The sequence below is a fragment of the Streptomyces sp. NPDC002588 genome, from assembly GCF_040295925.1.
GTDB lineage: Bacteria > Actinomycetota > Actinomycetes > Streptomycetales > Streptomycetaceae > Streptomyces.
In genome coordinates this window covers 156,909-181,596 of the sequence record NZ_JBEOWF010000009.1, presented here as the reverse complement: position 1 = coordinate 181,596, position 24,688 = coordinate 156,909, and the positions used below count along the sequence as shown (strand labels likewise).

The window sequence follows — 24,688 nt, the reverse complement described above, 5'->3', positions numbered from 1 at the left end:
GGCGTGTTGAGTCGTACGACGGCCCCGGCGCTCGCCCCCGGACTGCGCCCGCTGGTCGATCCGGCCGAACTGCGCACCCGCGTCCTCCACTTCGGGCTCGGCGCCTTCCACCGCGCGCACCAGGCGGTCTACACCGAGGAGGCGGCCGCCCTGTCCGGTGAGCCGTGGGGCATCACGGCGGTCGCGCCCCGGTCGGCTTCGACCGTACGCGCCCTGCGGGAGCAGGACTGTCTGTACTCGCTCACCGAACGCCGGCCGGACGGCGACCGGTGCCGGGTCGTCGGGTCGGTGGTCGGCGCGCTGACCATGGGGCCGGACGCCGAGGCGGTCGACGCGCTGCTCGCGGACCCCTCGGTGACGGTGGTGACCCTGACCGTGACGGAGAAGGGTTACCGACGCCCGCCGTTCACGCCGGTGATCAGGCGGCTGGCCACCGGACTCGCCGCCCGGATGCACGCGGGAGCGCCCCCGATCAGCGTCCTGTCCTGCGACAACATGGCGGACAACGGCGCCGTGCTGGGCCGGGTCGTCCAGGACTTCGTCCAGGCGTCCGACTGGCCGGACCGCGCGGAGGTGCTGCGCCGGATGGCCGAGGCCGTCGCCTTCCCCGCGACGGTCGTGGACCGGATCGTGCCCGCGGTGACCGACGCCGACCGGGCCGGGGCCCGCGCCGCCCTCGGAGTCGAGGACGCCCTGCCCGTCACCGCCGAGCCGTACCGGCAGTGGGTCCTCGAGGACTCCTTCGCCGCGCCCCGTCCGCCCTGGGAGAAGGCCGGCGCGCTGTTCGTGCCGAGCGTGACGCCGTACCAGCTCACCAAGCTCCGCCTGCTGAACGGTTCCCACTCGGCTCTCGCCTACGTCGGCATGGCCGCGAGACTCACCACGATCGCCGAGACCATGGCGGCCGACTGGGGCGAGCCACTGGTGCGGGCACTGTGCGCGGAGGTCGCGCCCACGCTCCCCGCGGGCGGCCCCGATCCGGTCGCCTACGCCGACGATCTCGTCGCCCGTTTCCGCAATCCCGCGATGCGGCACCTGCTGCGCCAGATCGGCACCGACGGATCACTGAAGATCCCGGAGCGCTGGCTGCCCGCCCTGCGCGAACTGCGCGGCCGCGGCACACGCACGCCGATGCTCGAACTGGCGCTCGCGGCCTGGGTGTTGACGTCCGGCAAGCCGGTGCACGCCCTGCTCGCCGAGGTGGGCGCCGCGGACCTCGCCGAGGACGACGCCCTCACCGCCGGCGTCACGGACCGGCTCCCCGCTCTGCGCGCCGGCCGCGTCGAGCTCTGAACACCCGCTCGAACAATGGAGTTCACGATGAAGGACAGCGTCGTAGCCGCTGAGCAGACGCCATCCACGCAACGCGGCACCAGCGATCTGGCCCGGGCCGCCGTCTCGGGCTGGCTGGGCACGGCCATGGAGTTCATGGACTTCCAGCTCTACTCGCTGGCCGCCGCGATCGTCTTCAACAAGATCTTCTTCCCTGACGTCAGCCCGGCCATCGGGCTGATCGCGGCGATGGCCACCTACGGCGTCGGGTACGTCGCCCGGCTCGCCGGGGCCGTCTACTTCGGCCGGATGGGCGACCGGATCGGCCGCAAGAAGGTCCTCTACCTGACCATCCTGCTGATGGGCGCCTCCACCACCCTCATCGGTGCGCTGCCGGCCTACGGCGCGATCGGCATCCTCGCCCCGGTCCTGCTCGTCGCGCTGCGGCTGGTCCAGGGCTTCGGCGCGGGTGCCGAGATCGCCGGCGCGACCGTGCTGCTCGCCGAGTACGCACCCGTCCGGCGGCGCGGTCTGGTCTCCTCGCTGGTGTCGCTCGGCACCAACTCCGGGACGCTGGCCGCCTCCGGGCTGTGGGCGGTGCTGCTCGCCGTGCTCAGCGAGGACCAACTGCTGTCCTGGGGCTGGCGATTGCCCTTCCTGCTGAGCTTCGTGCTGATGCTGTTCGCGTTCTGGCTGCGCCGCGGTCTCAAGGAGAGCCCGGTCTTCGAGGAGCGCCCCGACGTCGTCGACGGCGTGGCGCTGGACAAGGACGAGGTCGAGTCGGTGATCGCCGCGTCCGGCGAACCCGAGGGCGGTGTGCTGGCGGCCGGTGTCCGGCAGCGCAAGGGCAAGGCGTTCTTCCTCGCGCTGGGACTGCGCTTCGGCCAGGCCGGCAACTCCGGCCTCGTGCAGACGTTCCTCGTCGGCTACATCGCCACCAACCTGGCGGTCGGCCGGTCCGTCCCCACGGACGCGATCGTGTACGGCTCGCTGCTGGGCTTCGTCACCGTGCCTCTGGTGGGCCTGCTCGGCGACCGCTTCGGACGCCGGGCGCTGTATCTCGCGCTCACCGCGCTGACCGTCGTGCTCGCCTTCCCGGTGCTGCTCCTGATCACCTCCGGTTCGACCCCCGGCGTGATGCTCGGCATGGTCGTCGGTCTGAACGTCGGCGTGCTCGGTCTGTTCTCCCTGGAGAGCGTCACGATGGCGGAACTCTTCGGCTCCCGCACCCGGTTCACCCAACTGGCGCTCGCCAAGGAGATCGGCGGCATCCTCGCCACCGCGATCGGCCCGGTCCTCGCGGCCACGCTCACGGCCGCCACCGACAGCTGGTGGCCCATCGCCGCGATGCTCGTCGTGTACTCACTCATCACCTTCGTCAGCGCGCTGCTCGCGCCCGAGACCCGCGGACGCGATCTCGTCCGGCTGGAGGACGCCGTATGAGGGCGGTCGTCGTGCACGGCCCCGGTGACGTACGCATCGACGAACGGGCCCGGCCGGTACCGGGCCCCGGCGAGGTGCTGCTGGCCATGGAGTGGGGCGGGATCTGCGGATCCGACATCGCGTACTGGCGCAGAGGCGCCTCCGGCACGGCCGCGCTCGCCCATCCCCTGGTCCTCGGGCACGAGGTCGCGGGCCGGATCGCCGAACTGGGCGACGGGGTCACCGGATTCGGCGAGGGACAGGCCGTGACCGTCCACCCGGCCGAGCTCGTCGGCGACCGCGTCCTGCCCTCGCGGATCGCCGGCCGCACCAACCTCCACCCGCGCGTCCGCTACTTCGGCTCGGCGGCCTTCGACCCGCACACCGACGGCGGGTTCAGCGAGTTCCGGACGGTGCCCGCGGCCCAGCTCAGGCCGCTGCCGGCCGGGGTCGGCACCGAACAGGGCGCGCTCGCCGAGCCGTTCGCGGTCGCCCTGCACGCCGTGGGCCGGGTGCCCGACCTGCGCGGCCGTACGGTCCTCGTCAACGGCTGCGGCCCGATCGGCTCGCTGGTCGTGGCCGCCGCACGGCTGCGCGGCGCGGGCACGGTCGTCGCCACCGATCTGGCGGCGTCGTCCCTCTCCGTCGCCAAGGCGATGGGCGCCGACGAGACCCGCGACCTCTCGGCCGGCGCGGGACTGCCGGACGACGTGGACGTGGTCTTCGAGGCGTCCGGCGCCCCGGCCGCGCTCGGACCGGTGCTGCGCGCCGCGGCCCGGGGCGGCACCGTCGTCCAGGTCGGCAACCTGCCCGGCACCGCCGCCCCCGCGGTCCTCGGCGACCTGGTGACCAGGGAGATCACCTGGATCGGCTCGTACCGGTTCGTCGAGGAGATCGACGAGGCGCTGGGCGCCCTCGGGGACGGTCTCGACATCGGTCCGCTGATCACCCACCGCTTCCCGCTGGAGCGGGCCGAGGAGGCCCTCGCCGTGGCCGCCGACCCGTCGAGCGGGAGCAGCAAGGTCATGCTGCGGCTGGCCCCGGAAGCATAGGAGTTCCTTTCGTGTCGGTCCCTTCGCGTGCCGCCGATGTCGTGTGCGTCGGCGAGACGATGGTCGTCCTCAGTCCGTCGGACGACCGTCCGCTCGCCGAGCAGTCCGCGCTCGGCATGGCGATCGGCGGCGCCGAGTCCAACGTCGCCTGCGGGCTGGCCGGGCTCGGGCACCGTGCCGCCTGGCTGAGCCGCCTCGGCGACGATCCGTTCGCCCGGCGCATCCTGGCCGAACTCACCGCGCGGGGCGTGGACGTGAGCGCCGTGGAGACCGACCCCGAGCGTCCGACCGCGGTCTACTTCAAGGCTCCGGGACCGGACGGCACCCGAACGCACTACTACCGCGGCGGATCGGCCGCGACCGCGATGGGACCGCACCTGGCCCGGCATCCCGCGCTGCGCGGGGCCAGGATCGTGCATCTGTCGGGCGTCGCCGCGGCCCTCTCCGACAGTTGCGCCCGGCTGCTGGAGACACTCCTCGCCCGGCGGGGGCCGCGGCCGCTCGTCTCCTTCGACGTGAACCACCGCCCCGCGCTCTGGCACGGCGGCGACGCCGCCCGCAGCCTGCTCGCGCTCGCCCGTGCCGCGGACCTCGTGTTCGTGGGCCGCGACGAGGCCGAGGAGTTGTGGGACACCGCCCACCCGGACGGCATCGCGGACCTGCTCGCCCCCGCGCCCGTCGTGGTCGTCAAGGACGCCGAGCACGGGGCGACCTCGTACGCCGGCGGAGTGCGGACGTTCGTGGCCTCGCCGATCACCGAGGTGGTCGAACCGGTCGGAGCGGGCGACGCGTTCGCCGCCGGCTATCTGGCCGGTGTCCTCGAGGGCCGGGACGAGCGCTCCCGGCTCCGTCTGGGCCACCTGGCGGCCGGCGCAGCGCTGCGCACGAGGGACGACGTGCCGGTGATGCCGCCGCGCGCGGAGACCGACCGCTGCCTCGCCCTGAGCCAGGACGCCTGGGCCGCCCTGACACCCCGTTGAGAACCCCACCGAGAACCCCACCGAGAACCCCACCGCATCAGGAGAACCGTGCACCCCGACTTCCTCTCCCGGCTGACGAAGGACCGAGTGATCGCGGTCGTCCGCGCACCGCACATCCCCGACGCGGCGGCGCTCTGCGCGGCTCTGCGGGCCGGGGGCGTCCGCTGGATCGAGTTCACCCGCACCACGCCGTCCCTCGCCGCGCATCTGCGCCGGGCGGTCGCCGAGGACGGCACCGGGGTGGGCGCGGGCACGGTGATGACCGCCGCGCAGGCCCGGGAGCTGATCGACGCGGGTGCCGGGTACCTCGTCACCCCCGGCTGCCGTCCGGAGGTGGCGGAGACGGCGGCGGCCGCCGGAGTGCCGGTGGTGCTGGGCGCGCTCACCCCGACGGAGGTCGGCCGGGCGGTGGATCTCGGCGCCGACGCGGTGAAGATCTTCCCCGCGCGCGCCTTCGGGCCCGGGTACCTCCGCGATCTGGCGGGCCCGTTCCCGGAGGTGCCGCTGGTGGCTTCCGGAGGCGTCGACGCGGACAACGCCGCCGGTTTCCTGCGCGCCGGAGCACGTGCGGTGTGCGCCGGCTCCCAGGTCGTCGCGCCTTCCGTGGTGGCCGCCGCGGACTGGGCGGAGATCACCCGCCGGGCCCGCGCCTTCGTCGACTCCCTGGACGGCCCGGAGGGGCCCTGAGCGGGTCAGTGCCGGTCGAGGACGAGATCCGCCGCCCGCCAGGCGAGGGCCATCACCGGCCCGTTGAGGTTCCCGGACACCATCGCGGGCAGCACGGACGCGTCGACGGCACGCAGGTTGTCGACGCCCCGCACGTTCAGCCGGGCGTCCGTGACGTCCTCGTCCGCGGGGCCCATGGCGCACGTGCCGATGGCGTGGAAACCGCAGTAGCCACCGTCGAGCGACGACTCGATGATCTCCCCGTCGGTGCGCACCCCCGGCCCGGGAAACGTCTCCCGCCGGATGTGCGAGGCGATGGGATCGGTCGCGAAGAACTCACGCAGCCGCCGGAACAGTGCCGCGCCGACGTCCCTGTCGTGCGCCGACCGCCAGTACCCGGGGTCGATGTCCAGCGCACCGTCCGGATCGGCCGAGGTGATCGTCAGCGACCCCTCCGAGGTGGGCCGCAGCACCATCGCGCAGGCGGATACGCCCGGCTCCCGCTCCACCGCGGCCGGCCTGCCGGGGGCGAGCGCGCCCAGCGACCAGGGGGCGAGCAGGATCTCGGCGTCGGGCCGCTCGAGCCCGGGCCCGGTCTTCAGGAAGCCGATCACGTCGTAGGCGGGCCTGGCCAGCGGGCCCCTGCGGGTGAGGAGATATCCGGCGCCGGTGCGGGCCCGGGCGGCAGGTGTGGCGAGCAGACGGTTCACCCCGAGGGGGGCGTTCAGCCGCAGCCGCAGGGCCAGGCACCGGTGTTCGCGCAGCCGTCCGCCGACGGACGGCCGGTCGAGGCGGACGTCGACCCCGGCCGCCCGGAGCGCTTCGGCGGGGCCGATGCCGGACAGCTGGAGCAGCTTGGGCGTGCCGAGGCTGCCGAGGCTGAGGACGACCTCACGCCGTACCCGTACGTCCTCCTCGTGCCCGTCGGCGCCGCGGAGCCGTACGCCGACGGCCTTGTCCCCGTCGAACAGGACCCGGACGGCGGTGGTGTCGCGGGCGACGGTCAGGTTGGGCCGCGAGAGCGCCGGGCGGAGGAAGGCGCGGGCGGCGCTGAAGCGCTGTCCGGCCTTGATGGTGGCCATGGCGTAGCCGATGCGCTCGCCGTCCTCCTCGTTGACGTCGGGTACCGCCCGCAGTCCGAACCGCTCGCCCGTGGCGAGGAGTTCGTCGCACAGCGGGTCGGGGTCGCGGACGCCCGACACGTGCAGGGGGCCGCCCGAGCCGCGGGTGGCGGTCGCGCCGAGCGCGTTGTCCTCGATGGCGCGGAAGGCGGGCAGCACGGCGCCCCATCCCCAGCCGGGGTTGCCGAGCCCTTCGAGGCCGTCCCAGTCGGCCCGGCTCCCCCGGTTGTAGACCATGCCGTTGACGGCGCTGGACCCGCCCAGCACCTTGCCGCGCACCCACACCTCGGGCCTGCCGCCCTCCCGCAGCGGGCGGGTGCGGTGGTGCCAGAAGTAGGCGGGGTCGCCGAAGAGCCTGCCGACGCCCTTGGGGATCCTCAGGTAGGGGTGCCGGCCGGGGCCTCCCGCCTCGACGAGCAGCACCCGCACCCCGGGGTCGCGCGAGAGCCGGTCGGCGAGGACACAGCCCGCCGATCCGGCGCCGACGACGACGTGGTCGTACATGACACCCTCCTCAACGGTCGTCGCGGTACACCCGCCCGCCCTTCATCACGAAGCACACCCGTTCGGTGGCGGACAGGTCGTCGAGCGGGTTCCCGGGTACGGCGACGATGTCCGCGAGCAGTCCCTCGCGCAGCCGTCCCCGGTCGTCGGCGTCGATCAGGTCGGCGGCGACGACGGTGGCGGCGCGCAGGGCGTCGAGGGGCCGCATGCCCCGGTCGGCGAGGGCGAGGAGTTCCTTGGCGCCCCTGCCGTGCGGGACGGCCGGCGCGTCGGTGCCGAGCGCGACCTTCACCCCGCGGCGGATCGCGCGGGCGGTCGACTCCCGGGCGCGCGGGAAGACCTCGGCGGCCTTCGCCCGGAGCGCCGGGTCGGCGTGCTCGGTGTTCATGCCCTCGGTGAGGTAGGTGGTCGCGACGAGGAAGGTGCCGCGCTGCGCCATCAGGTCGAGGGTGGCGTCGCTCGCGAGGAAGCCGTGCTCGATGCAGTCGATGCCGGCCTCCACGGCGGCCCGGATCGCCGAGTCGCCCATGCAGTGGGCGGCGACCTTCACCCCGGCCCGGTGCGCCTCGTCGACGGCGGCGCGCAGTTCCTCGTCGGAGTACTGCTGGGCGCCGGCGGGCCCGGTGTGCGACATGACGCCGTTGGACGCGCACACCTTGATGACCCGTGCCCCGTACTTGAGCTGGTGGCGGACCGCCTTGCGCACCTCGGCGACCCCGTCGGCGATGCCCTCCTCCACCGTGAGGGGCAGCACGCCGGGGGCGAACGCCTGGAACATGGTGGGGTCGAGATGGCCGCCGGTCGGCGCGATGGCGTGTCCGGCGGGCACGATCCGCGGCCCGTCGACCCACCCCAGGTCGATCGCCTTCTTCAGCGCGACGTCCAGGAGCACTCCCCCGGTCTGCACGAACAGGCCGAGGTTGCGTACGGTCGTCCAGCCGTACTTCAGGGTGCGGCGGGCGTTGGCGACCGCGCGCAGGGTCCGCACGGCCGGGTCCTCCTGGACCGGGATGAGCGGACTGCGATGGTCGGGGCCGCCGAGGAAGAGGTTGACCTCCATGTCCATCAGCCCCGGCAGCAGGGTGACGTCGCCGAGGTCGCGCACCACCGTGCCCTCGGGGAGGCGGGCCGGGCGGCCGACCTCGGCGATGTGCTCGCCCGCCACCAGCACCTCGCCGGGCTCGACGAGTTCGCCCTTGTCGACGTCGAGGAGGCGGGCCGCCCGCAGCAGGACCGGAGGTTCGGTGCGGGCGGTCATCACACGGCCGGTTCGACTACGGCGTCGATGCTGGAGGGCCCGCTGTCGGGCACGCGGGGCTGCCCCCAGGCCTCCACCGGGAAGGCGACGGTGATGAGTGAGCAGAACGCCCACAGCAGGTGTCTGTCCTCGTCGCCGATGCCGTCGAGACTCACCTTCTCCAGGTACGCGGTGCCCTTCTCGAGGAGTGGGAACGCGACGTCGTAGAAGGCCTGGAGCTCCTCCATGGTGGAGGCGAGCCGTTTGGCGTAGCGGGCCCGTTCGCCCTTCAGCGCCCAGTCGGCGAAGGGTTCGAGCTCGGCGAACTCGGCGGGAAAGACGTCTGTCATGGTCCGGGATCTCCCTCTCTGCTCGCCGGCCGTCAGGACGCGGCGGACGGCTGCTTCGCGTACTCGTCCACGAACTTCCTTGCCGTGGTGTGCAGATGGCGCAGCAGGACCTCCTGGTCGCACAGCGGGAAGCTGTCCAGCGTGCGGGACTCCAGCATGGTCTGGGTGGCTTCCAGGGTGTTGCCGTCCTGGAGGCCGTACTCCTTGAACGACACCACGGCGAGCTCCTGCTGCAGCCGCTGGAAGGCGTTCTGCGGCGGCACGAAGTAGGCGGTGCCCTCGAAGATGTGCGTGTTGTACGAGGTCGGCCAGTAGTGGTAGGTCAGGACCCAGTTGGGCCGCCAGATCAGCAGCATGAAGTTGGGGAAGAAGACGAAGGAGTCCATGCCCCAGACCTTGCTGCGGGTCGGGTTGACCGCGGGCGGCAGCTCCTCGGTGGTGACGCCGATGCCGGGGGCGTCCCAGGCGCCGAACAGGCCGCTGCGCAGCGCCCGTTCGATCGGCTTGACCATCGCCCGCTCCTTGGGCGGGGCGATGCCTCCCCAGGAGGAGACCATGCTGTGCGGGCCGTCGATGTCGTACGACAGCGCCTCGTAGCCGTACTTCTTGATCTTGGCGGCCTCTTCGGCGACGTACTGGCCGGAGTGCAGGATCGGCGCGTGGTAGAACTCGGCGAACGCGTCGATGAACAGCTTCCAGTTGCTGCCGATCTCGGCACGGTACTTGTGCACCTGGGTGAGCTTGTGGAAGGGGTAGCCCTCGATGCCGGCGCCGAACCTGCCGAGGTAGTCCTTGAGCGAGGTGGTGTTGTCGGGGTCGAGGTTGACGAAGACGAAGCCTTCCCAGATCTCCGTCCGCACCGGCAGCAGCCCGTACCGCGACCTGTCGAGGCCGAAGAACTCCGACTCCTGCTGGACGAAGGCGAGTTCGCCTTCGAGGTTGTAGCGCCAGGCGTGGTACTTGCAGGTGAAGGCGCGGCAGGTGCCCTTGGTCTCCTCACGGGGGTAGTCGTCCCAGACGAGCTTGTTGCCCCGGTGCCGGCACATGTTGTGGAAGGCGCGCACCTCGCCGTCCGTGCCGCGCACCACGATCACTGAGGCGCGGGCCGCGTCCAGCTCCTTGGTGAAGTAGCTGCCTTTGCGGGGCAGTTGCTCGACACGTCCGACGTTCAGCCAGGTCCGGCGGAAGATCGCGTCACGTTCGAGTTCGTAGAACTCCGGTGAGATCGAGTCCGCGTAGGAGACCGGCTCGGTGCCGATCTTGAAGTGCTCGGTCCAGCTGCCCTCGGAAGGCTTCGGGAAGTGCGCCATGGAACGGAACCTCCGGTCGGTCGACCCCGCCAAGATAACAGTGATCTCTCTTGAGGAGAATACCGTTTCCGTTTATCGTCATCACAGCTCTCACCGATGGCCCGGGGAGGAGACGGCCGCCGAACGGGCCCGGCCCGGCTGGGCCGACCGCTCCCCCGGGCCGCGGACTCGGCGGCTGCGGACGGGAGATAGGGGCTCGCGGCCCTGCACGAGTACGCACAGCTCAAGACCGTCAGCGCGCACCTGTGGCGAGAGTTCCGGCGAGAGGGAGACAGCGGATGTACGACGGCGAGTGGCAGCGGGCCGCACGGGCGGTCCGGGCCGAGGTCATCGGTGACGACGGCACCCGGACGGCGCCGCCCGGGGACCCGGTACCGGCCGAGTACCAGGACTACCTCACCGCCATGGCCTGGGGCGTGTGGGCGCGGGGCGGCCCGCTGAGCACCCGCGACCGCAGTCTGCTGGTGCTGGCGATGACGGCCGCGACCGGCCGCATGGACGAGTTCCGCATCCATCTGCGGGCGTCGGCCGGCGCGGGGGTGAGCGACGACGAGGTGATCGAGCTGCTGTACCAGATCACCGCGTACTGCGGCGCGCCCGCCGGGAACGCGGCCCGCGCGGTCATCCGCGAGGTGCGCACCGCGCGGGAGGCGGTGTGAGCGGGCTCGTCGTCGGCTTCGCCGGCCTGGGGAACATGGGCGGCGCGCTGGCCGCGAACCTGGTCGGGGCGGGATTCGAGGTGCTGGCGTACGACGCCGCGGGACCGGCCCGCACCCCCGTGGGCGCCCGGTGGTCCCCGGGGCCGGCCGACCTCGCGCGGGCCGCGGACGTCGTGGTGCTGAGCCTGCCCGACGGGGCCGTCTGCGAGCAGGTCGTACGGGACCTCGCCGTGGTCCGCGACCGGCGGGTCACGCATGTCGTCGACACCTCCACGGTGGGGGTGTCGGCGGCGCGCAGACTGGCCGCGATCGGCCCCGCGTACGTGGACGCGCCGGTTTCGGGCGGGGCCGCCGGGGCCCGTCGGCGCACCCTGATGGTCATGTACGCGGGCGCCGACGACGACTGCGCGTACGTGGAGCCCGTCCTCGCGGGGCTCAGCGACCGCCGACGCCGGGTCGGGGAGCGGGCCGGGCAGGCGCAGGCGCTGAAACTCGCCAACAACTTCCTGTCCGCGACCGCGCTCGCCGCGACCAGCGAGGCCGTCGTCTTCGGCACCTCGGCGGGTCTGGACCCGGCGGTGATGCTGGAGGTCCTCAACGCCTCCAGCGGCCGCAGCGGGGCCACCGCCGACAAGTTCCCCGACGAGGTGCTGACCGGCCGCTACGCGTCGGGTTTCAGCAACACGCTGATGGCGAAGGACGTACGGCTGTATCTGCGCGAGGTCGCCGAGCTGGGCGGCGCCACGGCGGTGGCGGAGGCGACGCGGGAGGTGTGGAGGGCGTTCGCGGCGGCGGACCCCGGCGCGGACTTCACCCGGATCTACCCCTTCACCGTGGATACCTGCGCGTCCCCCAACAGCACCGACAGCACCTCGCGCACGACCTCCGGATAGCGTTCGTCGCCGTCCTGGTCGACCAGCCACAGCTGGTGGATGCCCTCGATGAAGGCGAACAGCGCGGTGGCGGCGGTGCGGGCCTCCAGGCCGCTCGGCACCCGGTCGCCGTACCGCTGGACGATGTGCTCGGTGAGGTGGTCCTGAAGGGTGCGGCAGCGCTCACGGACATAGCCGCGGGCCGGCTCCTGCCCGGTCACCGCCTCGGCCAACACCACGCTGTGCACCCGGGCGAAGGACGGGTGGTGCTGTTCGAAGGCGACGGTCTCGGCGAAGTCCCCGGCCCAGTCCTCGCCCAGCCTGCGGTCCGCCAGATTCTCCCGGTTGACCTGGTTGCGAAGGTTCAGCACCTCGAGGAGCAGCCGCTTCTTGCTGGGGAAGTAGTGCAGGACACCCTGTCGGGTGAGCCCGGCCCGCTCGGCGACGGCATCGATCGACGTGCCCTTGAATCCGCGGTCGGCCAGCACCTCCAGGGCCGCTTCGAGGATCTCCTCACGCCGTGCGGACACCACGGGACGCCCCTTTCCGCCGTTGGACGGGTGCCCGCACACAGTACCCATCCCGGGAGGATCCCCACAGACCCAGTCACTCACAGACCCATCGCACGCAGCGCGGCCCCGGCGGCGTCCCGCGCCGGTCCCCGCCCCCCCTCGCCCGCGACCTCGGTGAGCAGCCGTACGTCCTTGGCGAGCAGCCTGCCCGCGTGGGCGCCGATCCGGTCGAGGGTTCCCCCGGCGTCGGCCACGCGCTCCAGCGCGAAGCTCGCGGAGCTGCCCCGCGGCAGGATCCGGCCCAGGCCGTCCTGGTCCAGGCCCAGCCGGCCGCCGAGCGCGAGGGTGTCGGCGGCCAGACCCAACTGGGCGGTGAAAAGCAGGTTGTTGAGGAGCTTGGCGACCTGTCCGGAGCCGAGGGGGCCGAGGTGGGCCACCGGGTCGCCGTAGCTGGCGAACACCGGCCGGCACATCTCGTACGCCTCCTGGTCGCCGCCCACCATGACCAGCAGGGTGCCCTGTTCGGCGGCGCGTCCGCCGCCGCTGACGGGGGCGTCCAGCACCGCCACGCCCCGCACGGCGGCGCGCTCGGCGAGCCGGCGGCAGGTGTCGGGGTGGACGGTGGAGTGCACGGCGAGGATCCCGCCGGGACGCAGACCCGTGAGCACCTCGTCGGCCACCTGCTCCACGTCCCGGTCGTCCACCACGCACAGGCACACCAGGTCGCTGGCGGCGGCCAGTCCGGCCGGCGAGTCCGCGGCCCTCGCGGGCGTGCCGTCGAAGGGGGCTAGGGTGGCGGGCCGTCTGGCCCACAGGGTGGTCTCGAAACCCGCGCCGACGATCCGGCGGGCCATGGGCGCCCCCTGGCTGCCCAGTCCGATGAAGCCGACGCGCATCGCTGTCAGTCCTTCCGCTGCGGACGCCAGAACACGGCCAGCAGTCCGGCCGTGGCCACCACGCCCACGCCGAGCGCGACTCCGCCGCCGGCCCAGCCGGTCACGGCGATGTCCGCTGCCTCGTCCACCGAGTAGTCCCCCGGTCCCCACATCCCGAGCGCCACCGCGAGGACGCCCAGGACGAGGACGTACTCGTAGCCCTCCCGGAAGACGAAGAAGCCGTTCTTGCGGTGGGCGAGCAGACCGGCCACCAGCATCACCGACAGCACCGCCGCGCAGGCGAGGGAGGTCAGGAACCCCGCCAGCAGCAGGACACCGGCGCCGAGTTCGGTGAGGACGCTGAGCCAGGCCTGCAGTCGCGGGCGGGTCAGGCCCAGGCCGCCGAACCAGGATGCGGTGCCCGCGATGCCTCCCCCGCCGCGCCAGTGGTTCCAGCCGTGCACGGCCATCACCACACCCAGCACGACCCGCACCAGCAGCAGTGCGGTGTCCGTGGCCTCGCTCATCCGGACCTCCCCTTCTCCGTGGGCAGCGCCTGAACCCCCAGAGCGCACTCCTCGACGAACGAGAGGACGCTCAGGTGGTAGGCGAGGGCAGTGCGGCCGACGCTGGTGTTGTGACCGGCGCCCGCCTGCTCGTGCCGTACCACCCGCGGGGCCCCGGTGAACATCGAGGCGAGGTCGGCCAGTCCTTCCGGGCCATTGGCCCACACCTGCTCGTGCTCGGCGAGGGTCAGGTGCACGGGCACCGGGACCCGCGCCGCGAGCTGCGCGAACTCCTCCTGCCAGCCCTCCCGGTGGCCCTCGTAGGCGGGGGAGGCGGAGCCGATGCCGCGGCCGCCGTGGACATCGGGCGGGTAGGCGTGTGGCGGATGCCACAGCGCCCGGCGGAGGTCGGGGCGTGCCCGGGTGGGGTCGCGCCGCCACTCCTCCATCGCCCGCACCGCCCGCGGATGGTGGACGCGCCCCATGCCGGCCAGCTCCATGCCCAGCAGCTCGGCGCCGCGCGGGTCGCTCGCCATGCGGACGGTGAGTTCGCAGCCCGCCGAGTGCGCCCACAGGAACAGGCCCACCCCCCGTTCCCTGCCTTCGAGCAGGGCCTCGACCGCGGCGAACGCGAAGTCCGTCCGCTGCTCGGGCGTACGCATCCGCTCCTCGTGGCCGGCCGAACTCCCGTACCCCGGGCGGTCGACGGCGATCACGGTGAAGCCGGTGGCGGCCGCGGTGCGCAGGAGGGAGAGCCGGGGGTGTCCGGGGTGGTCGAAGTAGGCGGAGGTGGTGGCCCCGCCGTGCAGGGCGACGATCACCGCCTGCGGGCGGGCCGCCTCGGCGACGAGGGCGGAGGCGGGCACGCCGCGCACGTCGACGACCTGCCGGCGCACGGCGACGGTGAGTTCGGGCCCGAGTGAGGTCATCCGTCCGCCCTGAGCAGGAGTACGCCGCCGGGCGTCAGTCCGCCGCTGGACACCACGGCGGTGCGCGCGCCGGCCACCTGCCGCGCCCCGGCCTCGCCGCGCAGCTGGAGCACGGCCTCGTGCAGCAGGCCCATGCCGTGGGTACGGCCGTGGGAGAGCTGGCCGCCGTGCGGGTTGAGCGGGATCACCCCGTCGCGGGCGATGTTCTTGCCGCCGTCCAGGAAGTCGCGGGCCTCGCCGATGCCGCAGAAGCCGAGCGCCTCCAGCCAGGACAGGCAGTTGAAGGTGAAGCCGTCGTAGAGCAGCGCCACATCGACGTCGGCGGGGCGCAGCTCGGTGCGGGTCCACAAGTGGGCAGCCTGGCCGAGGACCTGGGGCTCGTGGGTGAGGGTGGCCTGGTCCCACTCGGGGCGTTCGACGATCTGGGTGCCGACGGCCTCCACCCGTACGGGGGCTCGCGGGAGATCGGCCGCGGTGTCCGCCGCCGAGACCACCACCGCGGTCGCCGCGTCGCACGGGACGTCGCAGTCGTACAGGCCGAAGGGGGTGGTGATGGTGCGGGCGGAGAGGTAGTCGTCCATGGTGAGCGGGTCGCGGTGGATCGCGTCCGGGTGGAGGGCGGCGCCCGCCCGCTGGTTGAGGGCGATCCAGCCGAGCGTCTCGCGCGTGCTGCCGTAGCGGTGCATGTGGCGTTGCGCGTTCATCGCCAGCATGATCGCGGGCGAGACCGCCCCGAAGGGCTTGAACCAGCCCTCGGGGCCGGCCGGCTGGGGCATCCGGACACGTCCCTGGCGGATCAGTTCGGCGTACGTCGCCTCCCACACGGTGCGGAAGCACAGCACGTGCCGGGCGAGGCCGCCCGCGACGGCCAGCATGGCGGCGATCAGGGAGCCGCCGGGTCCGAAGGTCTCGCCGGCGCCGTTGTGCCAGGTCGGGCGGATCCCGAGGGCCGACTCCAGGGCGGTGACGCCGCCTTCGGCGAACCCGCCGTACGCCCCGCCGCCCGGGTAGGTGGACAGGCCGTCGATGTCGTCGAAGGTGAGACCGGCGTCGGCGACCGCCTTCTCACAGGCCTCGACGGTGAGTTCGAGCGGCGGAACCATCAGCCGGCGGCCGAGCCGGGAGGCGCCGGCGCCGCTGATGACCGCCTTGTCCTCGAACCTGCCCGCCGCCTTGCGCAGGTACGCGCCCATGTGTTCCGGGGCCGGGTCGTCGGCGGGGAGCGGGGCGGGGGGCGGCTGGTCGGCCGTCGGGCGGAACAGGGGCAGCCAGGTGTCTCCCGCCCGCTCGAAGACCACCTCCATGCGCAGGCCGATCCGCAGGTCCTCGGGGGCGCAGTCGACGACGTTCGTCGTGAGGCGGACGCGGGGGTCCTCCTCGATCGCCACCTGGGCGACGACGAAGGGCGTGGTGAGGCCGGGGAACGGGAAGCGGTGGTTGAGCGTGAAGCCGATCAGGGTGGCGCGGCCGGAGACCTCGCGGACCGTGGTGTCGTGGGAGCGGCAGTGGCGGCACACCGGTTGCGGCGGGTGGATGAGGGCCTCGCAGGCGGTGCAGGACTGGAAGCGGAGCCGCCCGTCCCGGCCGGAGGTCCAGAAGAATCCGGTCTCCTGGGTGATCTGCGGCTGCGGACGGGCGGCTCCCTCGGTCCCGCCGGTGCCGGTCACGGGATTTTCGCCTCCGTCTTGCGGACGGTCACCGGAGCCGCCAACTCCTGTTCCTCGCAGATCCGTTGGAGGGTCACCAGGGTCTCCTCCAGGCCGGGTCCGAGGCGGGGGCCGGGGGTGAAGGTGGCCGGGAGCCGGCGCATGCCCTGGATGACGCCGATGGTCTCGTAGTGGACGGCGCCCTCCGGGTCGCACACGAAGTCCGGAACCCGGTCCAGTACGTGGAGGAGCATCCGCTTGAAGACCGTACGGGCCACGTTCGAGCCGATGCAGCGGTGGATGCCGAGGCCGAAGGCGGTGTGGCGGTTGCCCGGGCGGGCGAGGTCGACGCGGTCCGGGTCGGTGAAGACGGCCGGGTCGCGGTTGGCCATCGCCCAGGACAGCCAGAGCCGGTCGCCCTCCCTGAGCTCCTTGCCGGCGATCTCGCAGTCCTCGGCGACCGTACGGCCGTCGCCGGGCGCCGGGGTGAAGTAGCGCAGGAACTCCTCGGTCGCCGAGTCGAGCAGCGTGGCCCGCTCCCGGCTCAACCGGGCCCGTTCGTCCGGGTGCCCGGAGAGCCACTCCAGGGCGTGCGCGGTCAGCGCGGTGGTGGTGTCGAAGCCGCCGCCGATGAGCAGGGCGAGCGCGCCGACGAGGTCCGTGTCGGACGGGACCGCGCCGTCGATCTCCAGCCGGGCGAGGGCGTCGGCGAGACCGGGGCGGGGGTGGGCGCGGACCTCGTGGAGGGTGGCGCGGATGTCCTGGAGCATGGCCATGTGGGCCTCGATCACCCGTGCCATGGCCGGCGAGCCGGGCGGGGTGTACACACCGGCGTGGGCGGGCTCGTTGTACAGCTCCCACTTCTTCAGCGGGATGCCCATCATGGCGAGGGTGAAGACGGCGGGGACGATGTTGGCGAGGTCGTCGACGAAGTCGATCCGGCCGGACTCGATCTTCTCGTCGAGGCAGGCGCGGGCCACCTCGTCGATGAAGGGGATCCAGCGGGCGACGGCCGCCGGGGAGAGGTAGGGGTTGAGGGCATTGCGGTAGGAGCGCTGCTCGGGCGGGTCCATCTCCAGGAAGCCGCCGCGGATGCCGCGGCCGCGGGCCGGCGCGGGGATGTTGATGCCCTGGTAGCCGCGGCGCTCGCCGTGCACGTCGTGGTCGTTGGACAGCTTGTCCTGGTTCCGCGCGAAGGCGAGCAGTTCGCGGTTGCCCGCGGCCACCCAGTGCCCGCCGTAGGTGTCGGACCAGGCGAGCGGGCAGCCGGAGTGGAAGGCCCGGGTCTGCTCCTCGAACCGGTCGCGGTACTCGGGGGCGTGCCGGTCGAAGTGGACCCGGGGGTGTTTGCGGGCCTCGTCGTCATCGGTCATCTCGTGTGGCTCCTTCCGGTGCTCAGAACACGCCGATGGCGCGCTCGGGGCAGGACCGGACCGCCTCGACGACGCGGCCCTCCTGGTCCTCGGGAACTTCTTCGACGACGGGCGACGAGTGGCCGTCGATCTCACTCAGCTCGAAGATCTCCGGGGCGCGCATGAAGCACAGGGTGTGGCCCTGGCAGCGCTCAGGATCGACGCGGACCTTCATGGCGGCTCAACTCCCTTTCAGGTGAGGCCGGACGGGGACTTGCCGACGGAGGCCAGGGCGGCGGACCCGCCGTGGTTCCCTGGTGCTTGCAGGCGGGGGCGTCGCAGCGGCAGGCGCGGTCGGACGGCTCGAAGTAGGCGAGCTGCCCGCCCTCTGGGTGTCGCGGGTGACGTGGTCGATCTTCCGGCCGTTGCTGCCGCCCGCGTCGTTGCACCGGTCGGTGAACGGTGCCGAAGCCGGCCGGGGCCGCGGACGTGCCGGCGGCGGGTGTCGCCTTCGCCGCGGCGTCGGCGTCCGTGCCGGCGGCGGAGCGGGTGGAGCAGCCGGCCGGCTGTACCGCGAGCACGGTCACCGAGCCGATCAGCAACCTGCGCAAGGTGCCTCCTCGGGGAGTGCGAGGCCTTCGGGGGCCTCAGGTGATCGCGCCGCTCGCCTTCAGGGCGAGGATGCGGTCCCAGTCGTGGCCGAGCTCCGAGAGGATCTCCTCCGTCTGTGCGGCGAACTCGGGAGCGGGGCCGAGACGGGTGTCCTCGACGTCGAACTGCACGGGGCTGGCGACGAGTTCGAGCTCGCCGGCTTGGGCGATGTACCCGTTGGCGCGCACCTGCGCGTCGGCGGCGGCCTGCAGGGTGTCCTGGACCGGCGCCCAGGGGCCGTCCAGGGCCGCGAGGTCCTTCGCCCAGTCGGCGAGGGTACGGGTGGCGATCACCTCGCGCAGGATCCTCACCCCTTCGTCGGTGTGCGCGGCGATGGACTCGGCGGTGGCGAACCGGGGGTCGTCGGCGAGGTCGGGGCGGCCGAGGCTGTGGCAGACGTTCGCCCAGAACTTCGCCGGCTGGAGCATGACGAAGGAGATCCAGCGGTCGTCGGCGGTGCGGTAGAGGCCGGAGAGGGGGTTGGTGGGCGAGCCGTGGGCGCTCGGGGTCACGCCCTCCCAGGCGCGGTCGAGGTGGAGCGACAGCCCGATGGAGTGGCCGAGGGCCCACAGGCCGCTGCCGAGCAGGGAGACGTCGACGACGGGTGCCTCGCCGGTGCGTTCGCGGCGCAGCAGGGCCGCCGCGATGCCGCCCGCGAGATTGGTGCCGGAGATCGTGTCGCCGTAGGCGGGGCCGGGCGGGCTGATCAGCCCCTCGGTACCGGGCGGGGTGATGGAGCGGGCGGTTCCGGCGCGGGACCAGAAGGCGGTCATGTCGTAGCCGCCCTTGTCGGCCTCCGGGCCGCGCGGGCCGAGGGCGCTGCCCCGGGCGTAGACGATCCGCGGGTTGACGGCGCGGATGTCGTCGACGTCGATGCCGAGCCGCGCCCGGGAGGCGGGCATGAAGCTGGTGAGGAACACATCGGCACCCCGGACCAGTTCGTACAGCACTTCACGGCCCGCCTCGGACGCCATATCGAGGCCGATCGAGCGCTTGCCGCGGTTGGCGTGGGCGACGTTGGGGTTGGGGTCGCCCACCACCTTGAAGGTGCCGGTCTGGCGCAGTCCGCGCTGCGGGTCGCCGGTGACGGCGTGCTCGACCTTGACCACGTCCGCGCCCCAGTCGGCGAGCACGGCCCCGGCGGAGGGCACGAAGCCGTACATCGCCACTTCCAGCACGCGGATGCCCTCCAGCGGCCTCATGCGACCACCCGCGCGAACGACTTCTCCTCGAGGAACTCCTCGAACCCGGACCGGCCGCTCTCCCGGCCGACCCCGGACTGCTTGTAGCCGCCGAACGGCACGTCGGGAGCGAAGTAGTTGCCGCCGTTGATGGAGAAGGTGCCGGTACGGATGCGGCGGGCGACCCGGATCGCGCGCTCCTCGTCGGCGCTGTGGACCGCTCCCGACAGGCCGTACCTGGAGTGGTTGGCGATACGGACGGCGTCCTCCTCGTCGTCGAAGGGGATCACCGCGAGGACCGGTCCGAACACCTCCTCCTGGGCGATCTCGCTGTCGGGGTCGACGTTCGCCAGGAGGGTCGGCTCGTAGAACCAGCCGGGGTCGACGGGACGGCCGCCGCGCACGAGGGTGGCGCCGTCCGCGACCGCCCGGCGCACCATGCCGTCGACCTTGTCGCGCTGCTGCTCGCTGATGAGCGGGCCCATGGTGGTCTTCGGGTCGGTGGGGTCGCCGACCTTGACGCGTTCCAGGCCCGCGGCGACGAGTTGCACGATCCGGTCGTGGTGGGCGCGCGGGACGAGGAGCCGGGACGTGAGGGCGCAGCCCTGGCCCGAGTGGGAGCAGATGGTGAAGGCGGCGAACATGGCCGATTTCACGAAGTCCGCGTCCTCGAGGACGATCATCGCGGACTTGCCGCCGAGTTCGAGAAAGACCCGCTTCACGGTGTCCGCGGCGGCGGCCATGATCCGGCGGCCGACGGGGGTGGAGCCGGTGAAGGTCACGGCGTCCACGTCCGGGTGGGTGGTGAGGAGTTCACCGACCTCGGTGCCCGAGGAGCTCAGGACGTTGACCACGCCCGGCGGTATGTCCGTGTGTTCGGCGATCAGTTCACCGAGGGCGAGGGTGATGAGCGGGTTCTGCGGGGCGCCCTTGAGGACGACGGTGCAGCCGGCCGCGAGCGCGGGGGCGAGCTTGGCGAGGGCGAGCTGGTTGGGGTAGTTGTACGGCAGGATCGCCGCGACGACCCCGGCGGCCTCCTTCTCGACCCAGCGCCGGTGGCGCTGTCCGCGCGACTCGATCTCGCCGAGGTCCTCGCTGAACTCGTAGTTCTCCAGCAGGTCGGCGTAGAACTTCACGATGCCGATCGGCTCGTCGAGCTGGGGGCCGTGGGTGAGCTGGAGCGGGGCGCCGACCTCGGCGATCGTCAACACGCGGAGTTCCTCGCGGTGTTCGTCGAGCGCCCGGTGCAACTGGCGCAGACAGCGCAGCCGCAGCTCCCTGTTCGTGGACCAGTCCGTGGTGTCGAAGGCGCGGCGGGCGGCGGCGACGGCCGACTCGGCGTCGGCCGCGGTGGCGTCGGGTGCGTGCCCGAGCAGTTCGCCGGTGGCGGGGTTGTGGGAGGCGAAGGCCGTCTCGGCGGCCGTCAGCTTGCCGTCGATCAGCTGGGACTTGACGACCAGGGGCTGCCGGGCGGAGGTGCTCACAGCCGCACCACCTGTCCGCCGTCCACCGCGAGGATCTGGCCGGTGAGCCAGCTCGCGTCGTCGGAGAGCAGGAAGAGCACGGCGCCGGCCTGGTCGGCGGGGGTGCCGAGACGCTTGAGGGCGAGCTGCTGCACCATGGCCCCCCGGTACTCCTCCGGGACGATGCTGCGGGTCGCCTCGGTGTCCGTCGGCCCCGGTGCGATCGCGTTGACCCGGATGCCCCGGCCGCCGAGCTCGGCGGCGAGGGAGACGGTCAGGTGGTTGATGCCGGCCTTGGCGAGCCCGTAGAAGCCGGTGGGCTGGTAGGCGGCGGTGGAGGACTGGTTGACGATCGCCGAGCCCTCCTTCAGGTGCGGCAGGACGGCGCGGGTGACGTGCAGCGCGCCCAGCAGGTTCACCTTGAGGAAGCGGTCGAGGTAGTCGTAGTCGACGGTGACGATGCCCTCGCGGCGCATGCCGTGGAAGATGGCGGCGTTGTTCACCAGGTGGTCGATGCGCCCGAGTTCGGCGACGACGGTGTCCGCGAGGGCCTGCGCGGAGTCCGGGTCGGCGACGTCGGTCTTCACGAAGAGGGCGTCGCCGATCTCCTTGGCGACCCGCTGCCCCCGGTCCTCGTCGATCTCGGCCACCACGACCTTCGCGCCCTCGGCGGCCAGTGCCTTCGCGTACCCCTCTCCGATGCCCTGCCCGGCCCCGGTGACGATCGCCACCTTGTCCTTGAACCGCATCCCAGCCTCCTGCTTCGGTCGACCCCGGCTGTCCGGACCCCCGTGACCGGAAACTACATTCTCCATTTGCGCGAATCAAGAATACGGACACGAGAATATGATGCTCTCCACTTCCCCGCCCCTCCATGGTGAGAATATGGTTCTCGCGAATGGAAGGGGTGTTTCCATGATCGATTCGAAGGCCTTGAGCCCGTCGCTCGGGGTGGAGTTCACCGGCGTGACCGATCCCCTCGACGACGCCTTCGTCGAGCGCGCCGCCGAAGCCCTCAAGTGGCGGGGGGTGCTCCTGGTCCGCGGACTGCATCTGGACGACGAACGGCAGCTGGCGTTCAGCCGCCGGCTCGGCGAGGTGGTCGCGCTGCGCGGCCAGGAGATCTTCCCGATCTCGATCAACCCGGAGAAGAGCGGCAGCGCCAAGTACCTCAGGGGCGCCTTCTTCTGGCACCTCGACGGCACCAGCGACGACATACCCGTCAAGGCCACCACGCTGACCGCCCGTCATGTCGCCACGGCGGGCGGCGGAACCGAGTTCGCGAGCACGTACGCCGCCTGCGAGAACCTGCCGGAGAAGGACCGCGAGCGGTACGGGAACCTGCGGGTGGTGCACAGCTTCGAGGCCGCCCAGCGGCTGGTGACCCCCGACCCCACCGAGGAGGAGCTGGCCGCCTGGCGCACCCGGCCCACCCACGAGGTGGCCCTGCTCTGGCGCCGCCGCGACGGCCGCCGCTCCCTGGTCACCGGCGCGACGGCCGACCACGTCGTCGGCCTGGATCCCGAGGAGAGCCGCGCCCTCCTGGACGAACTCCTCGACTGGACCACCCAGGAGCGGTTCCGCTACGCCCACGACTGGGCGGTGGGCGACCTGGTGGTCTGGGACAACACCGGCATCCTGCACCGGGCGCTGCCGTACGAAGAGAGCTCCGAGCGGCTCCTGCACCGGACGACCGTCGTCGGCGACGAGGCGTTCGGGTGAGCGCCGCCAGGGTCGCCGTGGTCACCGGCGGCGCCTCCGGCATCGGCCGGGCCGTCGCGCGGCGCCTGACCGCCGACGGTCTGAAGGTCGCCGCCTTCGACATCGCGCCGGCCGAGGAGGGCTACGGCCTCGACGTCGACGTCACCGACCGCGCGCAGGTCGACAAGGCGATGGACGCGGTGCGCGAACGTCTGGGCCCCGTTTCGGTGCTGGTCAACGCGGCGGGCCGGGACGGCTTCACCCGCTTCGGCAAGCTGTCCTTCGCGGACTGGCAGCGCGTCGTCGACATCAACCTCAACGGCGTCTTCCACTGCGTCCAGTCGGCGCTGCCCGACATGTGGGAGGCCCACTGGGGCCGGATCGTCAACATCTCCTCCAGCAGCACCCACTCCGGCCAGCCGTTCATGGCGCACTACGTGGCCGCGAAGTCCGCGGTGAACGGTCTGACCAAGTCCCTGGCCCTGGAGCTGGGCCCGCGCGGGATCACGGTCAACGCGGTCCCGCCTGGCTTCGTCGACACCCCGATGCTGCGCACCGCCGAACGGCGGCAGCAGCTCGGCGGGTCCATCGAGGAACACATCGCGCGCACCCCGGTGCGGCGGGTCGGGCGCCCGGAGGACATCGCGGCCGCCTGCTCCTTCCTGGCCTCGGAGGAGGCCGGCTACATCACCGGCCAGATCCTCGGGGTGAACGGGGGCCGCAACACATGACGAGGCTGGAGCCGGTGCCCTACGAGAAGTGGGACGCGGAGGCCCTGAAGCCGCTCACCGGCGGACGGCAGGTGCCGCCCTCCAACGCGCTCGGCCTGCTGGTCCGCCACCCGCGGCTCGCCAAGGCGTTCCTGACCTTCAACACCCATCTGCTGATGCGCAGTTCACTGCCTCCGAAGACCCGGGAGCTGGTGATCCTGCGGGTTGCGTGGCGGCGGCGGTGCCGGTACGAGTGGGCCCAGCACGTCCTGATCGGACGTCAGGAGGGGGTGTCGGAAAAGGATTTGGCGGGAATCCGGGCGGGGGACCCGACCCTGCTGAACCGGGCCGTGGACGAACTGGACACCGTCTCCGCCCTGTCCGACGCGACCTACGCGGAACTCGCCGAGGAGCTGGACGAACACCAGCTGATGGACCTGGTGTTCACGGTCGGGGCGTACGGGGCGCTGGCGATGGCGTTCAACACCTTCGAGGTGGAGCTGGACCCGGGGATCGACGACGGGGGGTTCGGCGTGGGCGCGGATTAGGGCTCAGCCGCCCGCGGCGAACCGCCGCGCCAGATCGCGCAGCCGCTCCACCGCCGTGCGGACCCCCTCCGCGTCGACGTTCAGTCCGTGGGGCGCCGAACCCAGCAGTTCGAGGCGCTCCGCGGCCCGCAGGTGGTACACGTGCGCGTGCTCGCGGCAGGGCAGACAGGTGACGGACTCCGGGGTCTGCGAGGTCATCGCGTACGGCACCCGCAGCCCGCACCCGGTCGTGACGGTGCTCGGCGGATCGGCGACCAGCCCGAACGTGGCGGCGAGCATCCCGCGGGCGGCGAGGTCGGTGTTCTGGCTCTTCCGGACATGGATGTGCGGATCGTTCTCCACGAGGTCCGAGCGTAGCGAGGGGCACTCACCCCTGCCTGAGCCGCTGCTTCATCTCGTCCAGCCGGATCAGGACCGGGAAGCCGTCCACGCTCAGGGCGTTGCCGTGGCCGGTCTGGTGGATGTCGAAGACGGACTGCAGGGCCGCGTAGAACCCCTGGACGTCGAGCGTCTGGTTGACCGCGCGCTTGGCCTGGCGCAGCCCGAAGGGGGGCATCTGTGCGATCCGGTGGGCCAACTCCCGGGCGGCCGTGTCGAGTTCGTCCAACGGCACCACCTTGTTGACCATGCCCGCCTGTTCGGCCTCACGGGCGGTGAGCGGCCGGCCGGTGAAGAGGATCTCCTTGGCCTTGCGCGGGCCCAGCTCCCAGGTGTGGCCGTGGTATTCGACGCCGCCGATGCCCATGTGCACCACCGGGTCGGAGAACTCGGCGTTCTCCGCGGCGACGATCAGATCGCAGGGCCAGCAGAGCATCAGCCCGGCGGCGATGCACTTGCCCTGCACGGCGGCGATGGTGGGCTTGGGCAGGTTGCGCCACTTCAGCGCGTACTCGAGATAGCGGCGGGTCTCGGCGTCGTAGATCCACTCCAGGGTGATCTCGCCGGGACCCGGCCAGCGGTCCTTGAGGTCGTGTCCGGCGGAGAAGTGGCGGCCGTTGGCCCGCAGGACGACGACCCGTACCTCCTCCTCGCGGCCGGCCCGGGCGAAGGCCGCGTCGAGGTCGTCGAGGAGGGCCATGGTCTGGGCGTTGGCGGCCTCGGGGCGGTTGAGGGTGATGGTCGCGACGCCGTCCTCGGCCTCGTACAGGATCTGGTCCATACGACTGGCT

General features: G+C 72.5%; 26 protein-coding genes. 10 read left to right on the top strand and 16 right to left on the bottom strand.

Annotated elements, in window-relative coordinates:
• Positions 1-3 precede the first annotated feature (3 nt).
• Genes ABT057_RS12880 through ABT057_RS12860 form a run of 5 tightly spaced genes read left to right on the top strand, consistent with a single transcriptional unit; the run spans position 4 to position 5,413 of the window.
• Positions 4-1,293 (top strand): mannitol dehydrogenase family protein, encoded by a 1,290-nt coding sequence (locus tag ABT057_RS12880; protein ID WP_352342767.1) that lies wholly within the window; start codon positions 4-6, stop codon positions 1,291-1,293.
• A gap of 27 nt (positions 1,294-1,320) precedes the next feature.
• A complete protein-coding gene (locus ABT057_RS12875) occupies positions 1,321-2,715 on the top strand; it encodes an MFS transporter (RefSeq protein WP_352342765.1) in 1,395 nt (464 codons plus the stop codon).
• Entirely contained in the window at positions 2,712-3,746 is a 1,035-nt protein-coding gene (locus ABT057_RS12870; RefSeq protein ID WP_352342764.1) for an L-idonate 5-dehydrogenase, read from the top strand. Before ABT057_RS12875 ends, ABT057_RS12870 begins: the two co-directional genes overlap by 4 nt.
• 11 nt (positions 3,747-3,757) lie before the next feature.
• On the top strand, positions 3,758-4,726 hold the full coding sequence (locus ABT057_RS12865) for a sugar kinase (RefSeq protein ID WP_352342762.1): 969 nt from the start codon (positions 3,758-3,760) through the stop codon (positions 4,724-4,726).
• A 48-nt stretch (positions 4,727-4,774) separates the two neighbouring features.
• A complete protein-coding gene (locus ABT057_RS12860) occupies positions 4,775-5,413 on the top strand; it encodes a bifunctional 4-hydroxy-2-oxoglutarate aldolase/2-dehydro-3-deoxy-phosphogluconate aldolase (protein WP_352342761.1) in 639 nt (212 codons plus the stop codon).
• Positions 5,414-5,418: 5 nt separating this feature from the next.
• On the opposite strand, the gene ABT057_RS12855 is transcribed toward ABT057_RS12860, so the two are convergent.
• The 4 genes from ABT057_RS12855 to ABT057_RS12840 are packed head-to-tail and all read right to left on the bottom strand — an operon-like array spanning position 5,419 to position 9,914.
• Positions 5,419-7,017, bottom strand: coding sequence for a GMC family oxidoreductase (locus ABT057_RS12855; protein ID WP_352342760.1), 1,599 nt, complete (start codon positions 7,015-7,017; stop codon positions 5,419-5,421).
• Positions 7,018-7,027: 10 nt separating this feature from the next.
• Positions 7,028-8,275: a metal-dependent hydrolase family protein gene (locus tag ABT057_RS12850; RefSeq protein ID WP_352342759.1), complete on the bottom strand. Its 1,248-nt coding sequence runs from the start codon at positions 8,273-8,275 to the stop codon at positions 7,028-7,030.
• Positions 8,275-8,604 carry a hypothetical protein gene (locus ABT057_RS12845; protein WP_352342757.1) on the bottom strand — a complete coding sequence of 110 codons (330 nt, stop codon included), beginning with the start codon at positions 8,602-8,604 and terminating at the stop codon, positions 8,275-8,277. The genes ABT057_RS12850 and ABT057_RS12845 overlap by 1 nt, the downstream gene beginning before the upstream one ends.
• Positions 8,605-8,636: 32 nt before the next feature.
• Positions 8,637-9,914, bottom strand: coding sequence for an aromatic ring-hydroxylating oxygenase subunit alpha (locus ABT057_RS12840; protein ID WP_352342755.1), 1,278 nt, complete (start codon positions 9,912-9,914; stop codon positions 8,637-8,639).
• Positions 9,915-10,192: 278 nt separating this feature from the next.
• Between ABT057_RS12840 and ABT057_RS12835 the strand changes: the two genes are divergently transcribed.
• Both ABT057_RS12835 and ABT057_RS12830 read left to right on the top strand, forming a co-directional pair.
• Entirely contained in the window at positions 10,193-10,573 is a 381-nt protein-coding gene (locus tag ABT057_RS12835; RefSeq protein ID WP_352342753.1) for a carboxymuconolactone decarboxylase family protein, read from the top strand.
• Positions 10,570-11,466: an NAD(P)-dependent oxidoreductase gene (locus ABT057_RS12830; protein ID WP_352342752.1), complete on the top strand. Its 897-nt coding sequence runs from the start codon at positions 10,570-10,572 to the stop codon at positions 11,464-11,466. Before ABT057_RS12835 ends, ABT057_RS12830 begins: the two co-directional genes overlap by 4 nt.
• On the opposite strand, the gene ABT057_RS12825 is transcribed toward ABT057_RS12830, so the two are convergent.
• The 10 genes from ABT057_RS12825 to ABT057_RS12780 all read right to left on the bottom strand — a co-directional run bounded on the left by ABT057_RS12825 (position 11,394) and on the right by ABT057_RS12780 (position 21,309).
• Positions 11,394-11,975, bottom strand: coding sequence for a TetR/AcrR family transcriptional regulator (locus ABT057_RS12825; RefSeq protein WP_352342751.1), 582 nt, complete (start codon positions 11,973-11,975; stop codon positions 11,394-11,396). The genes ABT057_RS12830 and ABT057_RS12825 overlap by 73 nt on opposite strands.
• Before the next feature lie 80 nt (positions 11,976-12,055).
• The gene (locus tag ABT057_RS12820; protein ID WP_352342750.1) at positions 12,056-12,853 is read right to left on the bottom strand and encodes an NAD(P)-dependent oxidoreductase; all 798 of its coding nucleotides are present in this window, start codon (positions 12,851-12,853) and stop codon (positions 12,056-12,058) included.
• Positions 12,854-12,858: 5 nt separating this feature from the next.
• Positions 12,859-13,359, bottom strand: coding sequence for a DoxX family protein (locus tag ABT057_RS12815; protein WP_352342749.1), 501 nt, complete (start codon positions 13,357-13,359; stop codon positions 12,859-12,861).
• Positions 13,356-14,267: an alpha/beta fold hydrolase gene (locus tag ABT057_RS12810; RefSeq protein ID WP_352342748.1), complete on the bottom strand. Its 912-nt coding sequence runs from the start codon at positions 14,265-14,267 to the stop codon at positions 13,356-13,358. Before ABT057_RS12810 ends, ABT057_RS12815 begins: the two co-directional genes overlap by 4 nt.
• Positions 14,264-15,934 carry a thiolase C-terminal domain-containing protein gene (locus tag ABT057_RS12805; protein ID WP_352342747.1) on the bottom strand — a complete coding sequence of 557 codons (1,671 nt, stop codon included), beginning with the start codon at positions 15,932-15,934 and terminating at the stop codon, positions 14,264-14,266. Before ABT057_RS12805 ends, ABT057_RS12810 begins: the two co-directional genes overlap by 4 nt.
• A complete protein-coding gene (locus ABT057_RS12800) occupies positions 15,931-17,286 on the bottom strand; it encodes a cytochrome P450 (RefSeq protein WP_352342746.1) in 1,356 nt (451 codons plus the stop codon). Before ABT057_RS12800 ends, ABT057_RS12805 begins: the two co-directional genes overlap by 4 nt.
• 22 nt (positions 17,287-17,308) lie before the next feature.
• Positions 17,309-17,500, bottom strand: a complete 192-nt coding sequence (locus tag ABT057_RS12795) for a ferredoxin (protein WP_352342745.1) — start codon at positions 17,498-17,500, stop codon at positions 17,309-17,311.
• Positions 17,501-17,912: 412 nt separating this feature from the next.
• On the bottom strand, positions 17,913-19,118 hold the full coding sequence (locus ABT057_RS12790; RefSeq protein WP_352342744.1) for a CaiB/BaiF CoA transferase family protein: 1,206 nt from the start codon (positions 19,116-19,118) through the stop codon (positions 17,913-17,915).
• Positions 19,115-20,581, bottom strand: coding sequence for an aldehyde dehydrogenase family protein (locus tag ABT057_RS12785; protein WP_352342743.1), 1,467 nt, complete (start codon positions 20,579-20,581; stop codon positions 19,115-19,117). Before ABT057_RS12785 ends, ABT057_RS12790 begins: the two co-directional genes overlap by 4 nt.
• Positions 20,578-21,309, bottom strand: a complete 732-nt coding sequence (locus tag ABT057_RS12780) for an SDR family oxidoreductase (protein WP_352342742.1) — start codon at positions 21,307-21,309, stop codon at positions 20,578-20,580. The genes ABT057_RS12785 and ABT057_RS12780 overlap by 4 nt, the downstream gene beginning before the upstream one ends.
• A gap of 166 nt (positions 21,310-21,475) precedes the next feature.
• Between ABT057_RS12780 and ABT057_RS12775 the strand changes: the two genes are divergently transcribed.
• Genes ABT057_RS12775 through ABT057_RS12765 form a run of 3 tightly spaced genes read left to right on the top strand, consistent with a single transcriptional unit; the run spans position 21,476 to position 23,519 of the window.
• Positions 21,476-22,282, top strand: a complete 807-nt coding sequence (locus ABT057_RS12775; protein ID WP_352342740.1) for a TauD/TfdA dioxygenase family protein — start codon at positions 21,476-21,478, stop codon at positions 22,280-22,282.
• Positions 22,279-22,992, top strand: coding sequence for an SDR family oxidoreductase (locus ABT057_RS12770; RefSeq protein WP_352342739.1), 714 nt, complete (start codon positions 22,279-22,281; stop codon positions 22,990-22,992). The genes ABT057_RS12775 and ABT057_RS12770 overlap by 4 nt, the downstream gene beginning before the upstream one ends.
• On the top strand, positions 22,989-23,519 hold the full coding sequence (locus ABT057_RS12765) for a carboxymuconolactone decarboxylase family protein (RefSeq protein ID WP_352342737.1): 531 nt from the start codon (positions 22,989-22,991) through the stop codon (positions 23,517-23,519). The genes ABT057_RS12770 and ABT057_RS12765 overlap by 4 nt, the downstream gene beginning before the upstream one ends.
• A gap of 3 nt (positions 23,520-23,522) precedes the next feature.
• Here the strand turns inward: ABT057_RS12765 and ABT057_RS12760 are convergent, their stop codons facing one another.
• Positions 23,523-23,861, bottom strand: coding sequence for a hypothetical protein (locus ABT057_RS12760; RefSeq protein ID WP_352342735.1), 339 nt, complete (start codon positions 23,859-23,861; stop codon positions 23,523-23,525).
• A 25-nt stretch (positions 23,862-23,886) separates the two neighbouring features.
• Positions 23,887-24,678: an enoyl-CoA hydratase gene (locus tag ABT057_RS12755; protein WP_352342733.1), complete on the bottom strand. Its 792-nt coding sequence runs from the start codon at positions 24,676-24,678 to the stop codon at positions 23,887-23,889.
• Positions 24,679-24,688 lie beyond the last annotated feature (10 nt).